Genomic DNA, 25,611 nt, shown 5'->3' with positions numbered 1-25,611 from the left:
CGGCCCGCCGCCGGGCGGACTGTGACGTACGAGACCTCCGCGCTCCGGGTCTCGTACCCCGGCCGGGGAGCCGGTACCGTCTGGTCGGTCTGTTGACTACGGTTCAGTAACCAGGGCCCGGGCCACCGGGACACCGAGCAGGAGGAGGGGCGATGGCCCGCGCCGAGGCGAACGGCATCGAGATCGAGTACGAGACCTTCGGCGCCCCCGGGGACCCCGCCCTGCTCCTGGTCGCCGGGCTCGGCCAGCAGCTGCTCGCCTATCCCGCGGAGTTCTGCCGGATGCTGGCCAGGGCGGGCTTCCACGTCGTCCGCTACGACAACCGGGACAGCGGGCTCTCCTCGGGCACCCCGGAGGACGTCCCGCCGCCGGACTGGCAGGCGATCGTGAGCAACGACTACTCCTCCGCCTCCTACACCGTCCCCGACCTGGCCAAGGACGCCGCCGCCCTGCTCACGGCGCTCGGCATCGGCTCCGCGCATCTGGTCGGCGTCTCCATGGGCGGCATGATCGTGCAGCAACTGGCCATCCTGCGGCCGGATCTGGTGCGCAGCCTGACCTCCGTCATGTCCACCACCGGCGAGCGCGCGGTGGGCCGCCCCAGCCCCGAGGCCTCCGCGATCCTCTTCGCGCCGCAGCAGCGCACCCGCCAGGCCGCCCTGACCCAGATGGTCCGCTCCCTCCAGGTCCTCGCCTCCCCGGAGTACCCCACCCCGGAGGAGGAGCTGTACGCGTACGTCGCCGCCGCCCACGACCGCGCCCACCGCCCGCTCGGCACCGCCCGCCAGCTCGCCGCGGTGATGTGCTCCCCGGACCGCACCGCCGAGCTCGCCCGGCTGGACGTCCCCGCCCTGGTGGTGCACGGCAGCGACGACTGCCTGATCGACCCCAGCGGCGGCCGCGCCACCGCCGCCGCCATCCCCGGCGCCCGGCTCCTCACCGTCCCCGGCATGGGCCACGATCTCCCCCGCCAGCTCTGGCGGCGCCTCGCGGACGAGATCATCCAGCTGGCGGGAGAGGCGGAGGCCGCGGCCCGGGGTGCGGAGGCCGCGCCCGCGGCACGGGGTGCGGAGCCTACGGACGGGGTGCGGGCCTGAGGGGACGCCGGGCCCGGAGAACGCCCCGGGCCCCGGGGACGCGTCCCCTCACCCTCCGCACTGCTCCAGCATCATCGCCCGGTCCGCCGTGGTCACCGGAAGCTCGTACTTGCCGGCGACCTGGGCGAACCGCGTGACGTACGCGCAGCGGATCGTCCTGTCCGGCGGCAGCCAGGAGGCGGGGCCGGAGTCGCGCTTCGAGGAGTTGGCGCGGCCTTCGACCGGGAGCAGGTTGAGCACGTCGTTCGCCAGTTGCCTGCGCTTGCTCTCCGGCCAGCGGGCGGCGCCCATCTGCCAGCTGTAGGACAGCGGGACCACATGGTCTATCTGCACCTCGGCGGCCTTCGCCTTCTTCCAGGCGATGTCCTTGCCGGTGTACGGGTCGTGCAGGGTCATCGAAGCGACCACGCAGTCGGAGCCGGAGCGGAACCGCACCTGCCGCCCGTGGAGTTTCAGCAGGTCGTTCCGGGTGTCGCAGCCGTTCCTCGCCAGCGGTACCCCGTCGGCCGTGTCCAGCCACGCGTAGCCGAACTCCTCCCGCTCGTACCCCGTCTTCGGCCCCCGCCCCTTGGTGGCGAGCCCTCGGATGAGCTTGCGCGCCTCGGCCCGGTCCGCCTCCGAGGTGAGCGCGGCGAGCCCCGGTCCGGTGCCGTCCGGGTTGGCCAGCGGGCTCACCGCCCTGCTGTCCCCGGAGCCGCCGCCGGGCGGGGCCGCCTCGTCCGGGTCGGGCAGCCGGTCGCAGCCGGTGGCCAGGGTCAACAGGCCGAGCAGGCCCACCAGTTGGGTGCCGAGGAGCCCGGGCCGGTTCGCCTTGCCGAGCCCCGCCCGGGACCGCGGGCCGCCGGTGTCCGCCCCGGGAAGCCCCGCCCGTCCGCCCGTCTCCGCCACGCCCGCCTCCGCCCGCCGCTGCCCCGACGGCATGTCCGTACGGTGACGGGCGACACGCTAGCCGGGGGCGGGGCCGTGCGGTACGGGAGGGCGGGCGGACGGGCGTCCGGGGTGGGTCAGTTGAGGACCGAGGTGAGGAACTCCCCGGTCCAGGCGAGGAGTTCGCGCCCGGTGACCGGCTTGCCGCCGATCTTCGCGGGCTTCGGGCGCGGGACCAGGAGCTGGCGGGCGGCGCCCTTGACGACCGTGCCCGGGTAGAGGCGCTTGAGGCGCAGCTCCTGGGATTCGCGCAACTCCACCGGGGAGAAGCGGATGTTGGGGCCCTGGAGCATGATCTCGCCGACCCCGCAGGACCGGGCGAGCATCCGCAGGCCCGCGACGAGCAGCAGGTTCTCCACCGGCTCGGGCAACTTGCCGTAGCGGTCGGTGAGTTCCTCCCGTACCGAGGCGATGTCCTCCTCGGTGTTCGCCGAGGCGATGGCGCGGTAGGCCTGCAGGCGCAGGCGCTCGCCGGGGGCGTAGTCGTGCGGGACGTGCGCGTCGACCGGCAGCTCGATCTTGACCTCCAGGGGCGGCTCCTCCTCGACGCCGCCTTCGAGGGAGGCCCGGTAGTCGGCCACCGCCTCGCCCACCATCCGTACGTACAGGTCGAAGCCGACGCCCGCGATATGGCCGGACTGCTCGCCGCCGAGGAGGTTGCCCGCGCCGCGGATCTCCAGGTCCTTCATGGCGACGTACATGCCCGCACCCATCTCGGTGTGCTGGGCGATGGTGGCGAGGCGCTCGTGGGCGGTCTCGGTGAGCGGCTTCTCCGGCGGGTAGAGGAAGTAGGCGTAGCCGCGCTCGCGGCCGCGGCCGACCCGGCCGCGCAGCTGGTGCAGCTGGGAGAGGCCGAAGTTGTCGCCGCGCTCGACGATCAGGGTGTTGGCGTTGGAGATGTCGATGCCGGACTCCACGATCGTGGTGGAGACCAGGACGTCGAACTTCTTCTCCCAGAAGTCCACCACGACCTGTTCCAGGGCCTGTTCGGACATCTGGCCGTGCGCCGTGGCGATCCGCGCCTCGGGCACGATCTCGCGCAGCCGGGCCGCCGCCCGGTCGATGGACTCCACCCGGTTGTGGATGTAGAAGACCTGCCCCTCGCGCAGGAGTTCGCGGCGGATCGCGGCACCGATCTGCTTGGTCTCGTAGGGGCCGACGAAGGTGAGCACCGGGTGGCGCTCCTCGGGCGGGGTGGTGATGGTCGACATCTCGCGGATGCCGGTGACGGCCATTTCGAGCGTACGGGGGATGGGGGTGGCCGACATGGTGAGCACGTCGACGTTGGCGCGCAGCTTCTTCAGCTGCTCCTTGTGCTCGACGCCGAAGCGCTGCTCCTCGTCGACGATGACCAGCCCGAGGTCCTTGAACTTGGTCTCCGAGGAGAACAGCCGGTGGGTGCCGATGACGATGTCCACCGAGCCCTCGCGCAGCCCCTCCAGGGTGGCCTTGGCCTCGGTGTCGCTCTGGAAGCGGCTGAGCGCCCGCACCTTGACCGGGAACTGCGCGTACCGCTCGGAGAAGGTCCCGAAGTGCTGCTGCACGAGCAGGGTGGTGGGCACGAGGACCGCGACCTGCTTGCCGTCCTGGACCGCCTTGAAGGCGGCGCGCACCGCGATCTCGGTCTTGCCGTAGCCGACGTCGCCGCAGATCAGGCGGTCCATCGGGACCGTCTTCTCCATGTCGTCCTTGACCTCGGCGATGGTGGTCAGCTGGTCGGGCGTCTCCGCGTACGGGAAGGCGTCCTCCAGCTCGCGCTGCCAGGGGGTGTCGGCGCCGAAGGCGTGGCCGGGGGCGGCCATCCGCGCCGAGTACAGCTTGATGAGGTCGGCGGCGATCTCCTTGACGGCCTTCTTCGCGCGGGCCTTGGTCTTGGTCCAGTCGGCGCCGCCGAGCCGGTGCAGGGTGGGCGCCTCCCCGCCGACGTACTTGGTGATCTGCTCCAGCTGGTCGGTGGGGATGTAGAGCCGGTCGCCGGGCTGTCCGCGCTTGGCGGGGGCGTACTCCACGACCAGGTACTCGCGGGTGGCGCCCTGCACGGTGCGCTGGACCATCTCGATGTAGCGGCCCACGCCGTGCTGCTCGTGGACGATGTAGTCGCCCGCCTCCAGGGTGAGCGGGTCGATGGTCTTGCGGCGGCGGGCGGGCATCCGCTGCCCGTCCTTGCCCGCGGCCTTCTGCCCGGAGAGGTCGGTCTCGGTGAGGACGGCGAGCTTCAGCCCGGGGTCGACGAAGCCGTAGTCGATGGAGCCGCAGGAGACGTGCACCACGGAGGGGGTGAGCGCGGCGAGGTCGGTGTCCAGGCGGGCCGCGATGCCCTCGCCGGAGAGGACTTCGGCGGTACGGGCGGCGGGGCCGTGCCCCTCGGTGACGTAGACGGTGCGCCAGCCCTCGGAGAGCCACTGCTTGGTGTCGGCGAGGGCGCGGGCGGTGTCGCCGCGGTAGGTCTCGGGGGCGTGCATGCCGAGCTTGAGGGTGTCGCTCGCGCCCTCGGGGTCGAAGGCGGCGAGTTCCTCGTCGGCGGCGAAGGGGGAGACCGACCACCACATCATGCCGAGCTCGCGGGCGTGCTCGCGGATGTCGGCGAGCGAGCGCAGCGAGGCCGCGCCGACGTCGATCGGGGCCTCGCCGCCCCCGGCCGTCGCCGCCCAGCTGGCCTGCAGGAACTCCTGGGAGGTGGCGACCAGGTCCGCGGAGCGGGTGCGCACCCGCTCCGGGTCGCAGACCACGCCCATGCTCCCGGCGGGCAGCACGTCCAGGAGCAGTTCCATGTCGTCGACGAGGACCGGGGCGAGCGACTCCATGCCCTCGACGGCGATGCCCTCGGCGATCTTGCCGAGGAGTTCGCCCAGTTCGGGGTGGTGCTCGGCAAGGGCGGCGGCCCGGCGGCGTACCTCCTCGGTGAGCAGCAGCTCCCGGCAGGGCGGCGCCCACAGTCCGTGCTCGGCGACCTCCAGGGACCGCTGGTCGGCGACCTTGAAGTACCGGATCTCCTCGACGTCGTCGCCCCAGAACTCCACCCGCAGGGGGTGCTCCTCGGTCGGCGGGAAGACGTCGAGGATGCCGCCGCGGACCGCGAACTCGCCGCGCTTCTCGACCAGTTCGACCCGGGCGTAGGCCGCCGCGGACAGTGCCTGGACGACCTCCTCCAGGTCGGCGCTCTGGCCGCCGCGCAGGGCCACCGGCTCCAGGTCGCCGAGACCCGCGACCTGCGGCTGGAGCACCGAGCGCACGGGGGCGACGACGACCGAGACCGGTCCGGTCTCGGGGTCGTCGGGGCGGGGGTGGCTCAGGCGGCGCAGCACGGCGAGGCGGCGGCCGACGGTGTCCGAGCGCGGGGAGAGCCGCTCGTGCGGAAGGGTCTCCCAGGAGGGGTACTCGACGACGCCGTCCGGCGGCAGCAGGGTGCGCAGGGCGGCGGCGAGGTCCTCGGCCTCCCGGCCGGTGGCGGTGACGGCGAGGAGGGGGCGGCCGCTCTCCCGGGCGAGCGCGGCCAGCGCGAAGGGGCGCGCGGCGGGCGGGCCGACCAGGTCGACGTGCATGCGGTTGCCGTCGCGGGCGGCGCCCACCGCCTCGGTGAGTGCCGTGTCCTTGACGACGGCGTCGAGCAGACCGGTGAGGCTCATGGGATCTCTTGCTTCCTTCCGGTTCCCGGGCCCCGGGCGCCGGGGGCAGAGGAAGCCGACGGGCCGACCGCAGGGTGGACAACGCGAGTGCCCCGACTCGTGTACGGGCCGGGGGCTACCAAGAGTACGACGGGCCGGTGGGGCACGGGCGCCCACGCGGGGCGGCGCGGGGCGAGGGGCGAGGGGAAGGTGACGGGCGGATGCCGTGCGGAACAGGCGCCACGGGGAAGGGCCGAGTGCATGGAGCTCGCGCTCCGCGCACCCGGCCCTTCCCCGTCTCCCCGTCCCCCGTCGCCGCCCGCCCGCTCCCCCGGTTCCCCGCGGGCGGGCGGCGGCGGTGGTCTTCGAGCGCCCGGCGCTCAGTCCGCGGCGGGATCGGTCCGCGGCGATCCGCTCAGTCCGTGGCGATCGCGTTCAGGACGTTCATCCGGCCGGCCCGGAAGGCCGGGACCAGGGCGGCGAAGAGTCCGACGAAGGCCGAGCCGACGAACACCGTCAGGATGGTCGGCCACGGGATCTCCAGGACCCCGAGGCCCTCCAGTGCCAGGAGCTTCTGGGCGGTGGCGCCCCAGCCCATGCCGAGCCCGAGGCCGACCAGCGCGCCGAAGAGGGCGATGACGACCGACTCCAGGCGGATCATGCGGCGCAGCTGGCGGCGGGAGAGGCCGATGGCGCGCATGAGGCCGATCTCCCGGGTCCGCTCGACCACCGAGAGCGCCAGGGTGTTCACCACACCGAGGATGGCGACGATGATCGCGAGTCCGAGCAGGCCGTAGACGATGTTCAGGAGCTGGCCGACCTGGTTCTTCAGGTCCTCCTTGAAGTCCGTCTGGTCCTGCACCTTGTACTGCGGGTACGGGGCCAGCGCGGCCTTGAGGCTCTTGTAGGCCTCCTTCTCCTTGCCGTCCTGGGCGGAGGCGAACATGGCCACGTTCGGCGGCAGGCGGTCGGCGCTGATGTGCCGGCGCGCCGTCTCCAGGCCGAGGTACATGGCGCCCTTGTCGATGGTGACGTCGTCGCTGGTGATGGCGGCGATCTTCAGCTTGGCGGTGCCGCCGTCCCGGAAGTCCACGCCGAGGCTCTCGCCGACCTTGAGGTGGTGGCGCTCGGCGAACTCCTCGCCGACCGACATCGCGGCGGGACCGTACGCCTTCTTCAGGTCGCCGGAGAGGGTCTCGCGGCGGAGGTCGTCGGCGTAGGTGGGGTCGGCGCCCGTCAGATCGGACTTCTCGGTGCTGCCGTCGGGCAGCGTCAGGGTCGCCGGGAGCTCCTTGTACTCGGTGAGGTGCTCGATGTACCGGGCCTTGCTCATGGCCCGCTGCGCCTGCGGCGTGATGTCCTGCGAGGTGCCCTGGACGATGAAGTCGGCGCCGACGGACTTGTCCAGCTCGTCCGTGGCGGAGGCCACCATGGAGGAGCCGACGACGGAGAGGCAGGCCACCAGGGCCAGGCCGATCATGAGCGCGGAGCCGGTGGCGCCGGTGCGGCGCGGGTTGCGCAGGGCGTTGCGCTCGGCCATGCGGCCCACCGGTCCGAAGACCCGGAGCACCACGACGCTCAGCACGCGGACGACACCGGCGGCGAGCAGCGGGGCGATCACCACGAAGCCGACCAGGGTCAGGAAGACGCCCACCCCCAGGTAGCCCGAGCCCGCCTTGGCCTCGTCGGCCTTCCCGGCGGCGAGCAGGGCGGCCCCGCCCGCGGCGCTCAGCAGCAGGCCGATGGCGGCGCGCAGCCAGCCGGAGCGGGTGGAGGCCGGCATGCCGGTCTCGCTGAGGGCCGCCATCGGGGAGATCTTCCCGGCCCGCCGGGCCGGGAGGTAGGCCGCGAGGACGGTGACGACGATGCCGAGGGTGACGCCCACCGCGGGCGTGGTCCACGCCACGGTGAGGTCGGCGGTGGACAGCTCCATGCCCACCGCGCTCATCAGCTTCATGAGGCCGACGGCGAGGCCGACGCCCGCGCCGACGCCGAGCACGGAGCCGAGGACGCCGAGCATCAGCGCCTCGACCAGCACGGAGCGGTTGACCTGCTTGCGGGAGGAGCCGATGGCCCGCATCAGGCCGATCTCCCGGGTGCGCTGGGCGACCAGCATGGAGAAGGTGTTGATGATGAGGAAGATGCCGACGAGCAGGGCGATCCCGGCGAAGCCGAGCATCGCGTACTTCATGACGTCGAGGAACTGGCCGATGCCCTCCCGGTTGGCGTCGGCGTTCTCCTTCTGGGTCTGCACCTTGTAGCCGCCGTCGAGCGCGGAGGCGACCTTCGTCTTCAGGGCCGCGTCCACCACCCCCTGCTCGGCGGTGAGGTTGAGCTGGGTGAACCGGCCGGTGGTGCCGAGCAGTTGGCGCTGGGCGGTGGCGGTGTCGAAGTAGACCACCGCGGCGCCCGGGTTGGTCACCTTGAACGAGGCGATGCCGGTGATCTTCGCGCGGAAGTCGCCCGTCATCGCGATGGTGCGCAGCTCGTCACCGATCTCGAGGTGGTGCTTGTCGGCGGTGTCCGCGTCGACCATCACCTCCCCGGACTGGCGCGGGGCCCGGCCGGAGGAGATCTCCATGGCCCGGGTGTCGTTCTTCGTCCAGTTCCCGGCGATGGTGGGGGCGCCGTTGCTGGAGCCCATGTTCTTGTTGTTCTTGTCGACGACGGTCACGCTCATGCTGGAGACGGCGCCCTCGGCGGTACGCACCCCCTCGACCCCGCGGGCCTTGCCGAGCACCGAGGCCGGCAGCGACTCCGGCTTGCCGTTGCGCGGCAGCTCGTCCGGGTCGGTGGCGTTCTTCGGCAGCACCGTCACATCGGAGGCGGTGGCCGCGAAGAGCTTGTCGAAGGTGGTGTTCATCGTGTCGGTGAACACCAGGGTGCCGCAGACGAAGGCCACCGAGAGGAGGACCGCCACGGCCGACAGGGCCATGCGTCCCTTGTGCGCGAGGAAGTTGCGGAGCGAGGTCTTCACGACGGTCATGAGGTGCGCCCCCGCGCGTCGAAGGACTTCATCCGGTCCAGGACCTGCTCGGCGGTCGGGTTGTGCATCTCGTCGACGATGCGGCCGTCCGCCAGGTAGAGCACCCGGTCCGCGTAGGAGGCGGCGACCGGGTCGTGGGTGACCATGACGATGGTCTGGCCCAGCTCGGTCACCGAGCGGCGCAGGAAGCCGAGGATCTCCGCGCCCGCGCGGGAGTCGAGGTTGCCGGTGGGCTCGTCGCCGAAGATGATCTCCGGCTGGGCGGCGAGGGCGCGGGCGACCGCCACCCGCTGCTGCTGCCCGCCGGAGAGCTGGGTGGGCCGGTGCTTGAGGCGGCCCGCGAGGCCGACGGTCTCCACGACCTGGTTGAGCCACCGGGCGTCGGGCTTGCGGCCCGCGATGTCCATCGGCAGCGTGATGTTCTCCAGGGCGTTCAGCGTGGGCAGCAGGTTGAACGCCTGGAAGATGAAGCCGATCCGGTCCCTGCGGAGCCGGGTGAGCTTCTTGTCCTTGAGCCCGGTGATCTCGGTCTCGTCCAGGTAGATCTGGCCGGAGCTGACGGTGTCGAGACCGGCGAGGCAGTGCATCAGGGTCGACTTGCCGGAGCCGGAGGGCCCCATGATCGCGGTGAACTGGCCGCGGGCGATGTCGACGTCGACATGGTCGAGGGCGACGACGCGGGTCTCACCGGAGCCGTACGCCTTGACGACCTGCCGCGCCCGCGCGGCAACGGCCGTACGCCCTCCAGCGTCCCTGGGAATGGTCACAGCCGATGTCACGGTGTTCTCCTATGTCGAATCCGGCGCGCGAGGGCTCCGGGAGCGGATGACGTCATGCACGGTGCCGCGGCCACTCCCCGGGGCGGGGCGGAGCCTTGGGCGGTCCGGCGAACTTTCAGGGGGCTCGCCGTCGGTCCTCAGTCTGGGCCGCGAGAGGTGCCGGGCACCCTGGTGCACAGCGCAGTCTTTTCCTGAGGAAAACCCCACCCCCCGGCCTGAGGCCGGCCCCCTCGCAGCGGGTAAAGCCAGGTTAAGGACGTGTACACGGTCTCCTCGTCCTCCGCCGGTACGAACCCTTGCCGGTCCCAAGTGCTGACTTCCCCCTAGGGGCTCTCCACCCGTCGGTGGACCGTTTCTCAGGGTCCCTCCACCCAACCGCCCCCGTGCCCTCGGCCCCTGGGCCGACCGCACCCCCGCCGACCACGGCCGCCACCGCGGACCGGCCGGATGAGAAGGTGGAGACGACCAGGACCCGGGGTGGAGGAGGGAGCGGGGATGGGGGAGGCCCGCGGACACCAGCCGCCCGCGCCGGACGGCGAGGACACCCCGGCGGCGGGCGGCGCGCGAAAGGGCGGCCGGAGCGGACCGGGCGCACCCCTGGTCGCCGCGCTGATGACGACCATGGCGCTGCCCGCGCTCGACGCCACCATCGTCTCCACCGCCGTCCCGCAGATCGTCGGCGACCTCGGCGGCTTCGCCGTCTTCTCCTGGCTGTTCTCCGGCTATCTGCTCGCCGTCACCGTCTCCCTGCCGGTCTACGGAAAGCTCTCCGACACCTTCGGCCGCAAGCCCGTCCTGATCGCGGGCAGCCTGCTCTTCCTCGCCGGTTCCCTGCTCTGCGCCCTGGCCTGGAACATGGCCGCCCTGATCGCCTTCCGGGTCCTCCAGGGCCTCGGCGGCGGCGCCCTCCAGGGCACCGTGCAGACCGTCGCCGCCGACCTCTACCCGCTGCGCGAACGCCCCCGTATCCAGGCCCGGTTGTCCACCGTGTGGGCGCTGTCCGCGGTGGCGGGACCGGCGCTCGGCGGGGTGCTCGCCGGGTACGCCGACTGGCGGTGGATCTTCCTGATCAACCTGCCGGTGGGCGTCTTCGCGCTCTGGCTGCTCGTCCGCCACCTGCACGAACCCGACCGGGTCCGCCGCGCCCGCCCCCGCGTCGACTGGGCGGGCGCCCTCGCGATCTTCGCCTGCGGCGGCGTGCTGCTGACCGCGCTGGTGCAGGGCGGCGTCGCCTGGGGCTGGTTCTCCGCCCCCTCGCTCGCCCTGCTCGGCACCGGCGCCGCCCTCGCCGCGCTGGTCGTCCTCGTCGAGCGCCGCGCCGCCGATCCCGTCATCCCCGGCTGGGTGTGGCGGCGGCGCACCATCGCCGCCGCCAATCTCGCCCTCGGCGCGCTCGGCGTCCTGATGGTCGCGCCCACCGTCTTCATCCCCACGTACGCCCAGGCCGTGCTCCAACTCGCCCCGGTCGCCGCCGGGTTCGTGCTCTCGGTGATGACGCTGAGCTGGCCGGTCTCGGCCGCGCTCGCCCAGCACGTCTACGCCCGGGTGGGCTTTCGCAACTCGGCCGCGCTCGGCATCGGCGCGGCCACCCTGGTCCTGCTCGGCTTCCAGCTGCTGCCGTACCCGGGGGCCGCCTGGCAGCCCGCGCTGATCATGCTGCTGCTCGGCGGCGCGCTCGGCATCTTCCAGCTGCCGCTGATCATCGGCGTGCAGTCCACGGTCGGCTGGGCCGAACGCGGCACCGCCACCGGCTCCATCCTGTTCTGCCGCCAGATCGGCCAGACCCTCGGCGCCGCCGTCTTCGGCGCGGTCGCCAACCACGTCCTCGCCGGGCACCTCGGCGGCACCGGCGACCTCGACGCCGTCAACCGCGCCCTGGAGGAGCCGGGTCGGGTCGACGAGACCCTGCGCCGCGCCGTCGACGCCGCGGTCGACGCGGTCTTCCTCGGCGCCGCCGCCGCGGCGGGCGCCGCCCTCCTGGTCCTGCTGCTCCTCGCGCCCCGCCGCTTCCCCGTCCTGTCCACCGAACCGGCCCCCACCGCCGAGGCCGCCGCCCCCGAACCGGGCCCCTCCCCCGGGGCGCCCCCGGGAACACCGCCGGTGCCCCCGGCCGCGGGACCGGCCGCTCCGCGCGAACCGGGCCAGGGCGTACGCCCCGACTGACCGCCCGCCGCGCCCTCAACTCCCCGGTGGCGTACGCCCGTCCGCGAGGGCGCCGAACAGCTCCCGCGCCGCCGGGCCGTCCCACAGCACGACATCGCCGACCCCCGCCACCACCGTCTCCCCTGCCACGGGCACGGTGCGGGTCGCGCCCTTGCCCGCGGAGAGGTCCCGGGTCTTCTGCGCCATCCGGGCCAGCGCGGGGACACCGGTGCCGGAGTCCACGGTCAGCGCGTCCAGGCAGGCCCCGGCGAAGGGCAGCTGCCGCCAGGGGCTGAGCAGCACGCCGAGGCTCAGCGCCTTGCCGGAGACCGCGCCGACCAGCTGCCGCTGCCGCTTCACCCGGCCGAGGTCGCCCTCGGGGTCGGTGTAGCGGGCCCGTACGTAGGCGAGGGCCTGGGCGCCGTCCATGGTCCGGCAGCCCGGGCCGAAGTCCGCCCCGGACCTGCTGTCGTGCAGCCCGCCGCGCGGCAGGCACAGGCGCACCCCGCCCAGCGCGTCCACGACCTCGGTGAAGCCGAGGAAGCTGATCTCGGCGTAGTGGTCGAGGCGCAGCCCGGTGGCGCCCTCGACGGTACGGGTGAGCAGGCGCGGACCGCCGAGCGCGAAGGCCGAGTTGATCTTGCCGCGGCCGTGCCCGGGGATCCGTACGTAGGAATCGCGCGGCAGCGAGATCAGCCGGGTGCCGCCGGGCCCGTAGTGCAGGACCATGAGGGTGTCGGTGTTGCGGCCGTGCTCGCCGCCCACATGGAGCCTGCTGCGCTGACCGGGGGTCAGCCGGGACCGGCTGTCGGAGCCGACCAGCAGCCAGTTGGTGCCCTTGCCGGGTGCCGGGCGGCCCGGGTGGTCGGCCAGGGCGGCGGTGGTGTGCAGCCGGGATCCGGCCCAGAAGTACCCGGCGACGCCGTAGCCGAGCAGGAGCAGCAGCAGGACGAGCAGGACCACCAGGAGCCGACGGCCCCACCGCGGGCGCCGTCGCGGCGGCGGGCCCGGCGGTGCGGATCCCCCGGGCACCGGCTCCCTGCTCATGCGGGCATGATCCGGGCCCGCCGGTCCGCCCGGGGCTCCGTACCCCGGCCGGTCGGCGGGCGGCACCCGTACGGGCACCGCCCGCGGGGCGAGTGGCGGATCGGCGGTGCACGGGTGGCCGATCGGGCCGCAGCGCGGGTGGCCGATCGGACCGTGGCGCGAGGCCGGTCAGGCCGCTACGCGGATGGCCGATCAGACCGCGGCGCGAGTGGCCGATCAGGCGGCGCCGCGACACCCCGCCCCCGGAGGGGGAACCGCTACAGCAACCCGTCCCACATCTGCTCAAGGAGCACCGACCACCAGCTCTCCGCGGAGGCCAGCGCCGCCGGGTCGAGCTGGGCCAGCTGGACCTGGAAGTCCATCGTCCAGCGCGCCGCCTGCTCCGGGTTGAGCCCGGTCCGCAGCCGCCACATCCGGCCGAGCAGCGCCAGGCAGCGCACGAACTCCGGCAGCGAGTTGTTGACGAACTGCGGCGGCACCGGCGCCCCGCCGGGACCCGCCTCCACCGGTACGGCCACGATGTGCGCGGTGCCGTACTGCACGCAGATCGCCCGGCCGAAGTCGGAGCCCATCACCAGGTAGGAGCCCGCGTCCGAGGCGGGCTGCACCCCGCGCTCCGCGGCCAGTTCGGCGAGCGTCGGCACCGGGCGGCCCGGCTGCGCCTGCGCCCAGAAGAACGGGCCGAAGTCCACCGGAAGGCCCGCCCACAGCAGGGTCGCGGCGACCACCTCCGGCACCCCCTGGCGGGCCACCGACCGCTGGTCGAAGCGGAACACGGCGGGACCGAAGGCCTGCGCCAGCTCGTGCGCCACCCCCTCCGGCGGGACCGGCGGCAGCGGCTGCACCGGCGGCAGCGGCGCGCGCACCGGCGCCGGGCGCGCGGGACCGTCCGCGACCTGGTGCAACTCGCCCTGGTGGGCCAGGAGTTGCTCCATGCCCTGGCGGCGCGAGGCGTGGTCCCTGCCGTACGGGGCGATCGAGGTGATCCGCGCCTGCGGCCAGGTCTCCCGGATCATCCGCGCGCAGTAGGCGCCCGGCAGCTCGCAGGACTCCAGCTCGGTGTGGAGTTCGAGGACCTGCTGCGGGGGGACGTTCATCGCCCGCAGCTCGTACATGATCTGCCACTCCGGATGCGGGCTGCCCGGCGCGCTGCGCCGGATCAGCTGCTGCTCGGAGCCGTCGGCCGCGCGGTAGCGCAGCACCGCCTGATAGCCGGGGCCGACCATCGGCTGCCCGGCGGGCGCCTGCGGATAGCCGTACGCGGGCGGCTGCCCCGGCACCGCGCCCGGCGGCATCCCGGGCGCACCCGGCGGCATCCCCGGCCCCCGCGGGCGGCCCGCCCGGGGCACCCGGCGGCATCCCGGGCGGCGGCGCGCCGGGGCCGCCGACCGCGGGCCCGGCCAGCATGGTCGCGGCCTGGTGGACATTGCCGCCGGGCGGCGTCGAGCCCGGCGCGGGCGGCGGCGGGGTCGCCCCGGGCGCGGGCGGCGGCCCGGGCGGCGGGGTCGACCCGGGCGGCTTCGTCCCGCCGAGGCTGCCCATGCCGCCGAGGCTCGGGTCGGCCAGCATCGTCGCGGCCTGGTGGACGTTCTGGCCGGGCGGCGGCGTCGAGCCCGGCGCGGGCGGCGCACCCGGCGGCGGAGTCGCACCGGGCGCGGGCGGCGGGGTCTGCCCCGAGGGGCTGTCCGGCAGCTGCGAGACCAGCTGCGTCGGTACGTAGCCTCCGGCGGGCGTACCCGGCGCACCCGGACCCGAGGGCGGCGGCGTCGCACCCGGGCGGACACCCGGCGTACCGGGGGCGCCGGGCGGCGGAGGCGGCGTGGAACCGCGGGACTTGCGCGGCGGCGGGGTGGCCTTGCTGGTCGCCGCGTCGGCGATGTCACCGGCCGGCTGCCCGGACTCCGGCCCGGACGGGGCGCCACCCGGGGGCGGACCGCCCGGCACCGACGGCGCACCCGGCGGCGGGGTCGCACCCGGCGCGGGCGGCGCCCCGGGCGGCGGGGTGCCGGGCAGCTGCGCGCCCGGCGGCGGGAAGAGCGGATTGCCCTGGGGGTCCAGGGCGGGCGCGATCGCGGTGGGCGGGAGCTGGCTGCCGCCCGAGATCAGCGCCGTCTTCGCCTCCGGGGAGGTCGAGGGAGGCGGCGTGGCCGGGTCGCCGCCCGGGTCCGGCAGCTGCGGCGCGAACACCGTCGCGGGCAGCGGGACCGAACGGTCCTCCTCCGAACCGGCGTTGGTGTCCGTACCCGCCCAGGGCGTCGTCGAGGCGTCCGGGGCGGACGCCGCGGCCGACTCGCTGCCCGCCGCGGCGGGCCACGGCGAGGCCTCCCCGGCGGCGGCGACCGGAGCCGGCGGTACGGGAGCGGCGGGCGCCGCGGGAGGAACGGGCGCACCCGGAGCCTCCGGCCGGTCGGCACCCGGCGAGCCCCCGTCCGAGGAGTCCACGTCCGCGGAGTCCGTACCCGAGGAGTCCGCGCCCGACGGGTCCGACCCCGCCGCACCGCCCCGGCTGTCGCCGATCCCCAGCTTGTCCGCGGCCTCCTGCAACCACTCCGGCGGAGTCAGCAGGAACGAGGTCTGGTTCAGGTCCACCCGCTGCGGGGGCGCGGGTTCCGCCTCGGCCGCGGGCTCCTCCTGGACGCCGTACTCCTCCTCGTACCGGCGGATCACCTCACCCACCGGCAGCGAGGGCCACAGCGTCGCCTCCCCGCTGTCCCGGGCGATCACCAGGCGCTGCGCGCCGCCGTCCACCCGGACACCGCCCGCGCGGTCCTCCGCCCAGGCCACGAAGCCCAGATCGAACTCCCGCACCCGCACCTCGCGGTGCTGGTAGGCGGGCACATCCGCGTTCACCCACTCCTCGGCGCGCTCCTGCGCCTGCGCGAAGGTCACCATCGAAGTCACTCCCCCACCGGGACGGCATGGGCGAATCCGCCGTCCACCATCAGGTTCGCCACGGTCTCCAGCTCGGGCGGATTGCCCGCGAGCCGCCCGAGGAACACGTCGAAGTCGTCACCGCAGGGCAGCAGCAGCTGCTCCACCCGCTCCGCCACCGACCAGCCGTCCCGGTCCCGGGCGTCGTCGTACGCGCAGAACCAGACCGAACCCGGCCGCTCGCCCCGCACCTTCACCGCGAGCAGGCCGCCCTGCACAAAGCCCACACCCAGGTAGTCCTTGGTCAGATGGTCCCGCAGGCACTTGTTCACATACACCAGGTCGTTCACCGCGGCCTCGTCCCGCACCGTGAAGAACGGCTGGTCCACGAGGAGTCCCAGCTCCGCGTCGAGCGCCGCGCCCACCGGCGCGCAGCCGCCCGCCGCCTTCAGGAACGAGCGGTAGGCACCGGGCAGCCGGTAACCGAGGTCCTCCTCGACGCCCTGCACCTGCTGCTCGCTCACCGCCGCCGACTTCGGCAGCCCGAAGTGCGCGGGCCGCACCTCCTGCAGCGGCCGGGTGCCCCGCTTGCCGTGGTCCACCGCCGCCGTCGCCAGACCGCCGTGGTGCCGGAGCAGCGCCTTCACCTCGACCGGCACCAGTTCCAGACGGCGACCGCCCGGTACGTGGTGCCAGGTCCAGCCGTGCGGGGTCGCCACCGACGGGATGGTCTCCCACAGTTCGTGGCCGGAGGCGGCGAGCGCCGCGTTCGCGGAGACGAAGTCCGTCAGCCGCAGCTCGTCGACGCCGAAACCCTCCGGCGGCTCCGCGATCTCCGCCGCCGCCCGCGCGTAGGGCGTGAACACCGGAAACCCGCGCTCGTCGACCCGCACACCCCGCGGATGGCGCGCCGCGCGCACCGGATCAGGAAAACTCACCACCTGACCCGCGTACGCCGCATTCGGCGGCGCGGCCTCCTGCCCGAGGCGCCCAGTGGTCATGGCAGATGCCCCCATACGTCCAGCAAACGAGTCCAGCGGATGGCGAACAGCCTAAGCGCTCCCAGCAAACCGGTCACCGGAGCTCGGTCCGGTCACCGGCCGTCACCGCTCTCACCCTCCCCGGCGGCTCTCCCCCGCCCGCCCGCGTGTCACCATGCCCCCGCTACCGAACCACCCACCCCATTTGGCAGGATCTCCGGCACTCGGCGCGACGCCCCAGGCCGCCGCCCGAGCAGGGAGGGGGTCCCGAGGGAGGGGGAAATCACATGAACACCACCGGCACCACCACCGAGGGCACCGGCCCCACCGACCCCGCGGGCACCACCCGGCACCCCGAAACCGCAGGCACCCGGCACCCCGAACCCCCCGAGGGCGGACACGACCCCCGCGTCGGCTGGTCCACCACCCACACCCCGCCCCCGCCGCGCCTCACCGCCCGCCGCGACGGCATCCTCCCCGCCATCGCCGCCGCCCTCACCCTCCCCGGCGCCGACACCCCGGGCCTCACCGGCACCGCCAGCCGCGCCGACCGGCCGCCCGCACTGCACCACCTGGTCCAGGACTTCCTCGACGCGCTCCCCACCGCCGCCCGCGACCGCTTCACCGGACGCTGCGCCGAGGCCCTGCTGCTCTCCCGCCACCTCACCGCCGCCGACGCCCAGCGCAGCAAGCGCGCCCAGCGCAAACCCATGACCAACGGCGAAGCCCGCAAGACCCTCAAGAACGCCCGCCTCACCACCCGCCACATCCGCGAGGACGGCGACCCCCTGCACGGCGGCTACGCCCCGCCCTGCCGCGCCTGCACCGCACTCGCCGCCCACTTCGGCATCAGCCTCGACGACCCCGCACGCCCCTGACCCCGCGCCCCCACACCAAGGCCCACACCACCATGTCCGAGCCCAGCCACCACGACCGCCCCACCGACGGCCCCACCCACCGCTTTCCCGAGGCCATCGAGCAGACCCTGCGCGCCGTCGGCTGGCAGCCCGGACGCTGGAACATCAAACAGGCCGAGTTCTGGGCCGACACCCTGCGCGGCCACACCTCACCCGCCGGCCACCGGCACGCCGTCTTCCCCGCCGCCGTCGAGGCCTGGGCCGAATTCGGCTCCCTGCGCCTCACCCCGCCGGGCCCCGGCCGCCACCTCGCTCCGTCCGGCGTCCACCTCGACCCGCTGCACGGACTCCACCTCGCCCGCACCCTCGCCGACCTCGGCCGCGCCCTCGGCACCGAGACCGCACCCCTCGGCGAGGAGACCCACACCCGCGCCCTGCTCGCCATCGACACCGAGGGCCGCGTCTACAGCCTCGACCACACCGGCGACTGGTACCTCGGCCCCGACATCGACCAGGCCCTCACCACCCTCCTCACCGGCACCCGCCCCCAACGCCTGACCACCGACGGATAACCGGACTGCCGCAGCCGCCACCGGCATCTCCCGTACGGGTCAGGCCAGTTGACCTCGCGTACATCTCGCGTACGCATCGGGCCAGTCGTCCTCCCGTACGCATCAGCCCGCGGAGCGCGGCGCCCAGGCCACGGACCTCCCGCACAGACCGCAGAGCTCCCGTACGGACCCGACCCGCCTCGCGTACGGACCGACCCCCGCCTCAGGAAACCGGCAGTACCGCCGACACCCGGAAGCCGCCCGCGTCCGTCGGGCCCGAGACGAACACCCCGCCCAGCGCGGAGACCCGCTCCCGCATACCCACCAGGCCGTTGCCCCCGCTGGGCAGGCCCGCGTCCGGCACCCCGCCCGGGGGCGGCTCGTTCTCCACCTGCATCGCCACCTCGGCGCCCCGGTGCGCCAGCCGCACCCGGGTCCGCGCGCCCCCCGCGTGCTTGTGCACATTGGTCAGCGCCTCCTGGACCACGCGGTACGCGGTCTGCTCGACCACCGAGGCGTACACCCGGACCTCGCCCTCCACGAGCAGTTCCACCGCCATACCGGCCGCCCGCGACTGGCCCACCAACTCCTCCAGCTCCGCCAGCGAAGGGCCCTCGCCCCCGTCCTGCGCCACCGCACGCGAAGCCGCCGCGGCCGCCGCGGCCCCCACCGCGGCCAAGGGCACCTGCGAGGACGGCGCCCAGCCCTGCGCCGCGGCACCGGCACCGGGACCCGCGGCGCCCACCGTCCCCGTACCGGACCCGGCACCCGCCGCCCCCGAGGCCGAAGGGGAACCCGGCGCGGCCGAACCCCCGCCCCCGAAGGCCGAGGACGGAGTCCCCTCCCCCGACCGCAGCACCCCGAGCATCTCCCGCAGCTCGGTCAGCGCCTGGCGGCCCATGTCCCCCACCAGCGCCGCGTTGCGCACCGCCTTCTCCGGGTCCTTGCGCGCCACCGCCTGCAGGGCCGCCGCGTGCACCACCATCAACGACACCCGGTGCGCGACCACATCGTGCATCTCCCGCGCGATCCGGGTGCGCTCCTCACCCCTCGCCCACTCCGCACGCTCCTCCGCCCGGTCCGCGAGCAGCTGCAACTCCCGCTCCAGCGAACCGGCCCGCTCCCGCAGCGACTCCATCAACCGCCGCCGCGCCCCCACATACAGACCGAGCAGCACCGGCGGCGCCGTCACCCCGACCGCCGTACTGACCGCCACCGTGGGCACCACCCACTCGCCCAGCTGCACATCCCCGTGCATCAGGTCCTGCCGCACCCGTACGAAGGTGACGATCAGCGTGGCCACCAGGGACATCCCGGAGAGCACACCGATGATCCGCCGGGGCAGCTCCGAGGCGGCCAGCGTGTACAGGCCCACGAGTCCGAGGAGCAGGCCCATCTGCGCCGGTGCCACCGCGATCCCCACCAGGACCACCGCGATCGGCCAGCGCCGCCGCACCACCAGGCTCGCCCCGGCCAGCAGGCCGAAAACCACCCCCACCGGGACCGGCAACCCGGTCTCCCGCGCGAAGGCCACCCCCTCCACCGCGCACTCCGCCGCGGACAGCAGCGCCAGACCCACGTCCAGCACGGCACTGCGCGGTCTCTGCCACCACCAAGGCCCGGTCACGGCCGCGGCGTGGTCATCCCCCGTCGTGGTCATGCCCCCAGCCTACGGGCGCCCGCCACTCCTTTTCCGGCAGGATTCGCACGCCCCCCGCATCACACAATCCGGCGCAAGACAAGAGAACCCGGAAGTAACGCCCGATATCGTGAAACACCCCGAACGTCTGCCCGCAATCCGCCCCTCCGCACGAAGTCTGGGGGCATGAACAGCCGGCACGACTCGGGCGGACCCCCGAGCAAGTACGCCCCCTTCGAGGCCCTGCGCGAACAGGCCGTCACCCTGCGCCGCGCGGGCCTGAGCCGCCGCCAGATCCGGGACCGCCTGCACCTCGACAACAACGACATCCTCAACCGGCTGCTGCGGGGCGAACCCGCCCCGGAGTGGACCAGGCGCCCCAACGCCAAGGACGAGTTGCGCGAGAAGGCCCGCGCGCTCCGGCTCCAGGGCCTCACGTACGACCAGATCCAGGTGGAGGTGGGCTGCTCCAAGAGCTCGATCTCGCTGTGGGTGCGGGACCTCCCCCAACCGGACCGGAGCCGGACCCGCGAGGAGGCCTCCGCCATCGCCCGGCGCGGCTGGGAGGCGACGCTGCGGGCGCGGGAGGACCTGAGGCAGGCGACCAGGCGGTCGGCAGCCGAGGAGATCGGGGCCCTGAGCGACAGGGAACTCCTGATCGCGGGCGCCTGCCTCTACTGGGCGGAGGGCGCCAAGTCGAAACCCCACCGCCGCCAGGAGCGCGTGACCTTCGTCAACAGCGACCCCGACATGATCAGGGTCTTTCTGCGGTGGCTGGATCTGCTCGGCGTGGAGCCCGCGCGGCGGCGGTTCGCCGTGCAGATCCACGAGTCCGCCGATGTGCCCGCGGCCGAGCGGTTCTGGGCGGCGCTCGTGGGCATCGACCACGGCGCGCTCCAGAAGACGACGCTGAAGAAGCACAACCCCCGGACCAACCGGAAGAACACCGGCGAGACCTATCGCGGCTGCCTGCGCGTCCACGTGCTGCAGGGAGCCGAGTTGTACCGTCGCATCGAGGGCTGGTGGTACGGCATAGTGTGGGAGGGTGACATGAACGGGCCGCTGTCGAGGCCCGGGTCTCCACCTTCCCCCATGGTGTAACCAGGCAGCACAGGGAGTTTTGGTCTCCTCAGTTCAGGTTCGAATCCTGATGGGGGAGCTGTCGGCGTTCGGGTCCTGACCTTCCGGGTCGGGACCCGTCGTTCTGCCCGCCGCAAAGGCCCCCCTACGCCCCGGTATTCTGCGGATGTCCGTACGCACCATCGTGTACCCCGCACGCATCCACCCGGCCGAAGGGCAGTTCCGTGAGCGCCAACCTCCCCCCCGTGGCAGCCGTCGTCGTCCTCGCGGCGGGTGAGGGCACCCGGATGAAGTCCGCCACCCCGAAGGTGCTGCACGAGCTCTGCGGGCGGTCGCTCGTCGGGCATGTGCTCGCGGCGGCGCGGGAGTTGGCGCCGCGGGAGCTGGCGGTGGTGGTGGGGCACGCGCGGGAGCAGGTGGCGGAGCATCTGGCCGGGGTGGACGCCGGGGTGCGTACCGCGGTGCAGGAGGAGCAGCTCGGTACGGGGCACGCGGTGCGGATGGCCCTGGAGGAGCTGGGCGAGGTGGACGGCACCGTGGTGGTGGTGTGCGGGGACACTCCGCTGCTGCGGGGCGAGACGCTGGGGCGCCTGGTGGCGGCGCACGCCGCGGACGGGAACGCGGTGACGGTGCTGACGGCGGAGGTGCCGGACGCGACGGGGTACGGACGGATCGTGCGGGAGCCGGGCTCGGGCGCGGTCTCGGGGATCGTGGAGCACAAGGACGCGAGCGAGGCGCAGCGGGCGATCCGGGAGATCAACTCGGGGGTGTTCGCCTTCGACGGGCGGCTGCTCGCAGCGGGGCTCGGGCGGGTGCGCCGGGACAACAGTCAGGGCGAGGAGTACCTGACGGATGTGCTGGGGATCCTGCGGGAGCTGGGGCACCGGGTGGGTGCCGCGGTGGCGGCGGACCACCGGGAGATCGCGGGGATCAACAACCGGGTGCAGCTGGCCGACGCGCGGCGGGTGCTGAACGAGCGCCTGCTGGAGGCGGCGATGCTGTCCGGGGTGACGGTCCTCGATCCGGCGACGACGTGGGTGGATGTCGCGGTGTCCTTCGGTCAGGACGCGGTGCTGCTGCCGGGGACGATGCTCCTTGGCGAGACCTCGGTCGGCGAGGGCGCGGTGGTGGGCCCGAATTCGCGGCTGACGGATGTGCGGGTGGGCGCGGGCGCACGGGTGGACAGTTCGGTGGCCGAGGGCGCGGAAGTGGGCGCGGGGGCTTCGGTCGGTCCGTTCGCGTATTTGCGGCCCGGTACCCGTCTCGGGGTCGCGTCGAAGGCCGGGACCTTTGTGGAGATGAAGAACGCCTCGGTGGGCGAGGGCACGAAGGTGCCGCATTTGTCGTACGTCGGCGACGCGACGATCGGTGAGTTCACGAACATCGGGGCGGCGAGTGTGTTCGTGAATTACGACGGTGAGGCGAAGCACCACACGACGGTGGGTTCGTACTGCAAGACGGGCTCGGACAATATGTTTGTGGCGCCTGTCACGGTGGGGGACGGTGCCTACACGGCCGCGGGGTCGGTGATCACGAAGGATGTGCCGCCGGGTTCGCTGGCGGTGGCGCGGGGCCAGCAGCGGAATATCGGGGGCTGGGTGGCGCGGAAGCGTCCCGGGAGCGCGGCGGCGAAGGCGGCCGAGGCGGCGGAGCGTGAGCAGGGCGGCACGGACTCGGCGGAGTGACCTGGTGCGGTTTCGTCGTACGGTAAGTGGTGCACGTTCCGGGGGCTCGTGGGTGTCCACCGGGTAAATACATGTGGCTGACACTCCGTCGCTGGGGGGCGCGGGCGGTTGGGCGCTTGAGATCACGTCGAGGAGACTGTGCTGTGACCGGGATCAAGACGACCGGCGAGAAGAAGTTGATGTTCTTCTCCGGCCGCGCGCACCCCGAGTTGGCCGAAGCAGTTGCCGATCAGCTGGGTGTCGGTGTGGTGCCGACGAAGGCTTTCGATTTCGCGAACGGCGAGATCTATGTGCGCTATCAGGAGTCGGCGCGTGGTGCGGACTGTTTTCTGATTCAGAGTCATACGGCTCCGATCAACAAGTGGATCATGGAACAGATGATCATGATCGATGCGCTGAAGCGTGCTTCGGCGCGGAGCATCACGGTGATCGTTCCGTTCTACGGCTATGCGCGTCAGGACAAGAAGCACCGCGGCCGGGAGCCGATCTCGGCCCGCCTGGTGGCGGATCTGATGAAGACGGCGGGTGCGGACCGGATTCTGACGGTGGATCTGCACACGGATCAGATCCAGGGCTTTTTCGACGGTCCGGTGGACCATTTGTTCGCGCTGCCGATTCTGGCCGACTACGTGGGTCAGAAGGTGGACCGCGAGAAGCTGACGGTGGTCTCCCCGGACGCGGGCCGGGTGCGGGTCGCGGACCGCTGGTGCGACCGGCTCGGTGCCCCGCTGGCGATCGTGCACAAGCGCCGCGACAAGGACGTGGCGAACCAGGTGACGGTGCACGAGGTCGTGGGCGATGTGCGCGGCCGGGTGTGCGTCCTGGTGGACGACATGATCGACACCGGCGGCACGATCTGCGCGGCGGCGGACGCCCTGTTCGCGCACGGTGCGGAGGACGTCATCGTGACGGCGACGCACGGGGTGCTCTCGGGTCCCGCGGGCGACCGGCTGAAGAACTCGAAGGTGAGCGAGTTCGTGTTCACGGACACGCTGCCGGACCCGGGCAATCTGAACCTGGACAAGATCACGGTGCTCTCGATCGCGCCGACGATCGCGAGCGCGGTGCGCGAGGTCTTCGAGGACGGTTCGGTGACCAGCCTCTTCGACGAGCAGTAGGCGAGAAGTAGGCGAGCAGTAAGGTTCCGGCAGCCGCGGGTGCGCGGCCGGTGATCCTTTTGGGTGCGGCCTCCCGGCCGAGTAGACTGCGACAGTTGCTCGGCGAGGGAGGCCGCATCTTCGTATGCGGTGGTCCGTTATCGACGCGCTCTTCGTAGCAGGCCGTAGGTGGCCGGGTGACCTGCCATGTACGTCCCCGTGGTCCGCCCCCTGGGTGCGGGTCACCGCTTCCGCGAGGAGTGCCTTGTGTCCGAGGTGAAGATTTCCGCCGAGACCCGTAGCGAGTTCGGCAAGGGCGCCGCCCGCCGTATCCGCCGTGAGGACAAGGTCCCGGGTGTGCTCTACGGGCACGGCTCGGACCCCCTGCACGTGACGCTGCCGGGCCACGAGCTGCTGCTGGCGCTGCGTACCCCGAACGTCCTGATCTCCCTGGACATCGAGGGCAAGAACGAGCTGGCGATCCCGAAGTCGGTGCAGCGCGACCCGCTGAAGGGCTTCCTGGAGCACGTGGACCTGCTCCTGGTGAAGCGCGGCGAGAAGGTCAGCGTCGAGGTCCCGGTCGAGGCCGAGGGCGAGCTGGCCCCGGGCGGCAACCTCCTGGAGCACGTGCTCAACGCGCTGCCGGTCGAGGCCGAGGCGACCCACATCCCCGAGTCCTTCTCGGTCTCGGTGGAGGGCCTGGAGGCCGGTGCCTCGATCCTGGCGAAGGACATCAAGCTGCCCAAGGGCGTCAGCCTGGACGTCGAGGACGACACGGTCGTCCTGCAGGTGCTCGCCGCGCAGGCGGAGGAGCCCACCGAGGAGGCCGAGGAGACCGCGGCCGAGCCGGCCGCCGAGTCCGGCGCCGAGGCCTGAGCGGAACGGTAGTTTGCTGGTCGGCCGCCGACCGGTCGCCTGCGGGCACCGGGCGGCGGCCGGTCCGCTGTACGGGGCCGTCCGGCGGCCGTACGGGGCCTTCGAAGAGCGAGCGCGGGAACCGGCACGGGCCGCGGGAAACGGAGTGGGCGGATGACGTCGGACAGCGGTGCGCCGTGGCTGGTGGTGGGCCTGGGCAACCCGGGCCCGGGGTACGCGGCGAACCGGCACAATGTGGGCTTCATGGTGGCGGACCTGCTCGCGGAGCGGATGGGCGGTTCCTTCAAGCGGGCGGCGAAGGCGCAGGCGCAGGTCCTGGAGGGCCGCTTCGGTGCGCCGGGCCCGGCGAGCCGCCGCGTAGTCCTGGTGAAGCCCGCCTCGTACATGAACCTCTCGGGCGGTCCGGTGTCGGCGCTGCGGGACTTCTACAAGGTGCCGCTGGAGCGGGTCCTCGCGGTCCACGACGAACTGGACATCGACTACGGGACCTTGCGGCTGAAGCTCGGCGGCGGGGACAACGGGCACAACGGGCTGAAGTCGATGACGAAGGCGATGGGGCCGGACTACCACCGGGTGCGGTTCGGGATCGGGCGGCCGCCGGGGCGGATGCAGGTCGCGGACTTCGTGCTGAAGGACTTCTCCTCGGTGGAGCGCAAGGAGCTGGACTACTTCGTGGACCGGGCCGCGGACGCGGTGGAGTCCCTGGTCGCGGACGGCCTGGAGCGGGCGCAGAGTTCGTACAATTCGTGAGCTCCGCACCCGGGTCCGGGGCTTTCGCGCTTGCGAACGTGCGTTTCTTCACCGGGGTTTGTGCTCTTCGGCGGTTGACCGGGGGCAGTCCGATGGCCAAGGATCCCGGGCATGCCTGTCATGTCCTCGGCGCCCGCGACCCGGGTGAAGCGTTCGCGGGTGCGCAGAACCGGTGAGAGCGCCTTCGGTCTGCTGCTGCTCGGGCAGCGCCTGGTGATGGTGCTCGTGGCCCTGCTGCTCGTGGTGGCGGGGGTCTGGGCCTCCTGGGGTTCGGCGCAGTACGTGATGCTGACCGAGGGCCGGGAGCGCGGCTCGATGAAGGTGGAGCGCTGCGGCGAGGAGCACTGCACGGGCGCCTTCCTGCCGTCCTCGCCTGGCGCGCGGGCCCGGGCGGAGGTGACGGTGGAGGCCTCGGTCGCGGTGCGGGCGGGCGAGTCGGTGCCGGTGGTGGTGAAACCGGACGGCTCCGAGGTGGTCCGCGCGGGCGCGACCGGCGTGCTCTACGCCTGGCTGCCGCTCGGCGGCGCCCTGGTCCTCGCCGCCCTGGTGGTGGCGGGCGGACTGCGGATGACCCGCACGGCGTGCGTACTGGGGCTCGCGGGCGCGGGGTTGGTGACGGCGGCTTTCGTGGCGCTGTGAACA

At 73.3% G+C, this 25,611-nt stretch carries 17 protein-coding genes and 1 pseudogene; 10 read left to right on the top strand and 8 right to left on the bottom strand.

What is annotated here, in order from left to right:
• Positions 1 to 152 precede the first annotated feature (152 nt).
• A complete protein-coding gene (locus MID12_RS19620; protein WP_263169287.1) occupies positions 153 to 1,097 on the top strand; it encodes an alpha/beta fold hydrolase in 945 nt (314 codons plus the stop codon).
• Positions 1,098 to 1,145: 48 nt separating this feature from the next.
• Here the strand turns inward: MID12_RS19620 and MID12_RS19615 are convergent, their stop codons facing one another.
• The 4 genes from MID12_RS19615 to MID12_RS19600 all read right to left on the bottom strand — a co-directional run bounded on the left by MID12_RS19615 (position 1,146) and on the right by MID12_RS19600 (position 9,394).
• Positions 1,146 to 2,018: an HNH endonuclease family protein gene (locus tag MID12_RS19615; protein ID WP_263169284.1), complete on the bottom strand. Its 873-nt coding sequence runs from the start codon at positions 2,016 to 2,018 to the stop codon at positions 1,146 to 1,148.
• Between the two features lie 83 nt (positions 2,019 to 2,101).
• Positions 2,102 to 5,650: a transcription-repair coupling factor gene (gene mfd / locus MID12_RS19610; RefSeq protein ID WP_040252543.1), complete on the bottom strand. Its 3,549-nt coding sequence runs from the start codon at positions 5,648 to 5,650 to the stop codon at positions 2,102 to 2,104.
• 394 nt (positions 5,651 to 6,044) lie between these two features.
• A complete protein-coding gene (locus MID12_RS19605; protein WP_040252541.1) occupies positions 6,045 to 8,615 on the bottom strand; it encodes an ABC transporter permease in 2,571 nt (856 codons plus the stop codon).
• The gene (locus MID12_RS19600; protein ID WP_040252540.1) at positions 8,612 to 9,394 is read right to left on the bottom strand and encodes an ABC transporter ATP-binding protein; all 783 of its coding nucleotides are present in this window, start codon (positions 9,392 to 9,394) and stop codon (positions 8,612 to 8,614) included. Before MID12_RS19600 ends, MID12_RS19605 begins: the two co-directional genes overlap by 4 nt.
• 495 nt (positions 9,395 to 9,889) lie before the next feature.
• Between MID12_RS19600 and MID12_RS19595 the strand changes: the two genes are divergently transcribed.
• Positions 9,890 to 11,557, top strand: a complete 1,668-nt coding sequence (locus tag MID12_RS19595; protein ID WP_411576985.1) for an MFS transporter — start codon at positions 9,890 to 9,892, stop codon at positions 11,555 to 11,557.
• Positions 11,558 to 11,572: 15 nt separating this feature from the next.
• Here MID12_RS19595 and MID12_RS19590 read toward each other — a convergent pair whose 3' ends face one another.
• From MID12_RS19590 to MID12_RS19580, 3 genes and pseudogenes are all read right to left on the bottom strand, one after another.
• Positions 11,573 to 12,583: an LCP family protein gene (locus MID12_RS19590; RefSeq protein WP_263169253.1), complete on the bottom strand. Its 1,011-nt coding sequence runs from the start codon at positions 12,581 to 12,583 to the stop codon at positions 11,573 to 11,575.
• A 257-nt stretch (positions 12,584 to 12,840) separates the two neighbouring features.
• A pseudogene (locus MID12_RS19585) lies at positions 12,841 to 15,475 on the bottom strand (SUKH-4 family immunity protein).
• A 5-nt stretch (positions 15,476 to 15,480) separates the two neighbouring features.
• Positions 15,481 to 16,455: an SMI1/KNR4 family protein gene (locus tag MID12_RS19580; RefSeq protein WP_040252537.1), complete on the bottom strand. Its 975-nt coding sequence runs from the start codon at positions 16,453 to 16,455 to the stop codon at positions 15,481 to 15,483.
• Between the two features lie 266 nt (positions 16,456 to 16,721).
• Between MID12_RS19580 and MID12_RS19575 the strand changes: the two genes are divergently transcribed.
• The gene (locus MID12_RS19575) at positions 16,722 to 17,312 is read left to right on the top strand and encodes a YwqJ-related putative deaminase (protein ID WP_263169250.1); all 591 of its coding nucleotides are present in this window, start codon (positions 16,722 to 16,724) and stop codon (positions 17,310 to 17,312) included.
• 32 nt (positions 17,313 to 17,344) lie between these two features.
• Positions 17,345 to 17,863: an SUKH-3 domain-containing protein gene (locus MID12_RS19570; RefSeq protein ID WP_263169246.1), complete on the top strand. Its 519-nt coding sequence runs from the start codon at positions 17,345 to 17,347 to the stop codon at positions 17,861 to 17,863.
• A 202-nt stretch (positions 17,864 to 18,065) separates the two neighbouring features.
• Here MID12_RS19570 and MID12_RS19565 read toward each other — a convergent pair whose 3' ends face one another.
• Positions 18,066 to 19,502 carry a sensor histidine kinase gene (locus tag MID12_RS19565; protein WP_263169243.1) on the bottom strand — a complete coding sequence of 479 codons (1,437 nt, stop codon included), beginning with the start codon at positions 19,500 to 19,502 and terminating at the stop codon, positions 18,066 to 18,068.
• A 165-nt stretch (positions 19,503 to 19,667) separates the two neighbouring features.
• Between MID12_RS19565 and MID12_RS19560 the strand changes: the two genes are divergently transcribed.
• The 6 genes from MID12_RS19560 (at position 19,668) to MID12_RS19535 (ending at position 25,608) form a co-directional block, all read left to right on the top strand.
• Entirely contained in the window at positions 19,668 to 20,582 is a 915-nt protein-coding gene (locus tag MID12_RS19560) for a hypothetical protein (RefSeq protein ID WP_052482466.1), read from the top strand.
• 203 nt (positions 20,583 to 20,785) lie between these two features.
• The gene (gene glmU / locus MID12_RS19555) at positions 20,786 to 22,246 is read left to right on the top strand and encodes a bifunctional UDP-N-acetylglucosamine diphosphorylase/glucosamine-1-phosphate N-acetyltransferase GlmU (protein ID WP_263169240.1); all 1,461 of its coding nucleotides are present in this window, start codon (positions 20,786 to 20,788) and stop codon (positions 22,244 to 22,246) included.
• A 143-nt stretch (positions 22,247 to 22,389) separates the two neighbouring features.
• Positions 22,390 to 23,364: a ribose-phosphate diphosphokinase gene (locus MID12_RS19550; protein ID WP_040252532.1), complete on the top strand. Its 975-nt coding sequence runs from the start codon at positions 22,390 to 22,392 to the stop codon at positions 23,362 to 23,364.
• Between the two features lie 246 nt (positions 23,365 to 23,610).
• A complete protein-coding gene (locus MID12_RS19545; protein ID WP_040252531.1) occupies positions 23,611 to 24,219 on the top strand; it encodes a 50S ribosomal protein L25/general stress protein Ctc in 609 nt (202 codons plus the stop codon).
• Positions 24,220 to 24,372: 153 nt separating this feature from the next.
• Positions 24,373 to 24,969: an aminoacyl-tRNA hydrolase gene (pth, locus tag MID12_RS19540; RefSeq protein WP_040252529.1), complete on the top strand. Its 597-nt coding sequence runs from the start codon at positions 24,373 to 24,375 to the stop codon at positions 24,967 to 24,969.
• Positions 24,970 to 25,080: 111 nt separating this feature from the next.
• Complete coding sequence (locus MID12_RS19535) at positions 25,081 to 25,608, top strand: hypothetical protein (protein WP_263169231.1); 528 nt, start codon at positions 25,081 to 25,083, stop codon at positions 25,606 to 25,608.
• Positions 25,609 to 25,611 lie beyond the last annotated feature (3 nt).

Origin of the sequence: Streptomyces sp. SCSIO ZS0520, assembly GCF_025643355.1 — a bacterium.
In the GTDB taxonomy this organism is placed as follows: Bacteria; Actinomycetota; Actinomycetes; order Streptomycetales; family Streptomycetaceae; genus Streptomyces; species Streptomyces physcomitrii.
The sequence above is the reverse complement of the archived record's forward strand: the minus strand, read 5'-3'. Positions and strand labels throughout refer to the sequence as shown.

Coding starts and splice junctions, on each gene's coding strand:
- MID12_RS19535 (WP_263169231.1), top strand. CDS start 25,081: ATGCCTGTCATGTCCTCGGCGCCCGCGACCCGGGTGAAGCGTTCGCGG.
- MID12_RS19595 (WP_411576985.1), top strand. CDS start 9,890: ATGGGGGAGGCCCGCGGACACCAGCCGCCCGCGCCGGACGGCGAGGAC.
- MID12_RS19575 (WP_263169250.1), top strand. CDS start 16,722: ATGAACACCACCGGCACCACCACCGAGGGCACCGGCCCCACCGACCCC.
- MID12_RS19565 (WP_263169243.1), bottom strand. CDS start 19,502: ATGACCACGACGGGGGATGACCACGCCGCGGCCGTGACCGGGCCTTGG.
- MID12_RS19570 (WP_263169246.1), top strand. CDS start 17,345: ATGTCCGAGCCCAGCCACCACGACCGCCCCACCGACGGCCCCACCCAC.
- mfd (WP_040252543.1), bottom strand. CDS start 5,650: ATGAGCCTCACCGGTCTGCTCGACGCCGTCGTCAAGGACACGGCACTC.
- MID12_RS19620 (WP_263169287.1), top strand. CDS start 153: ATGGCCCGCGCCGAGGCGAACGGCATCGAGATCGAGTACGAGACCTTC.
- MID12_RS19615 (WP_263169284.1), bottom strand. CDS start 2,018: ATGCCGTCGGGGCAGCGGCGGGCGGAGGCGGGCGTGGCGGAGACGGGC.
- MID12_RS19560 (WP_052482466.1), top strand. CDS start 19,668: ATGAACAGCCGGCACGACTCGGGCGGACCCCCGAGCAAGTACGCCCCC.
- MID12_RS19605 (WP_040252541.1), bottom strand. CDS start 8,615: ATGACCGTCGTGAAGACCTCGCTCCGCAACTTCCTCGCGCACAAGGGA.
- pth (WP_040252529.1), top strand. CDS start 24,373: ATGACGTCGGACAGCGGTGCGCCGTGGCTGGTGGTGGGCCTGGGCAAC.
- MID12_RS19590 (WP_263169253.1), bottom strand. CDS start 12,583: ATGAGCAGGGAGCCGGTGCCCGGGGGATCCGCACCGCCGGGCCCGCCG.
- MID12_RS19580 (WP_040252537.1), bottom strand. CDS start 16,455: ATGACCACTGGGCGCCTCGGGCAGGAGGCCGCGCCGCCGAATGCGGCG.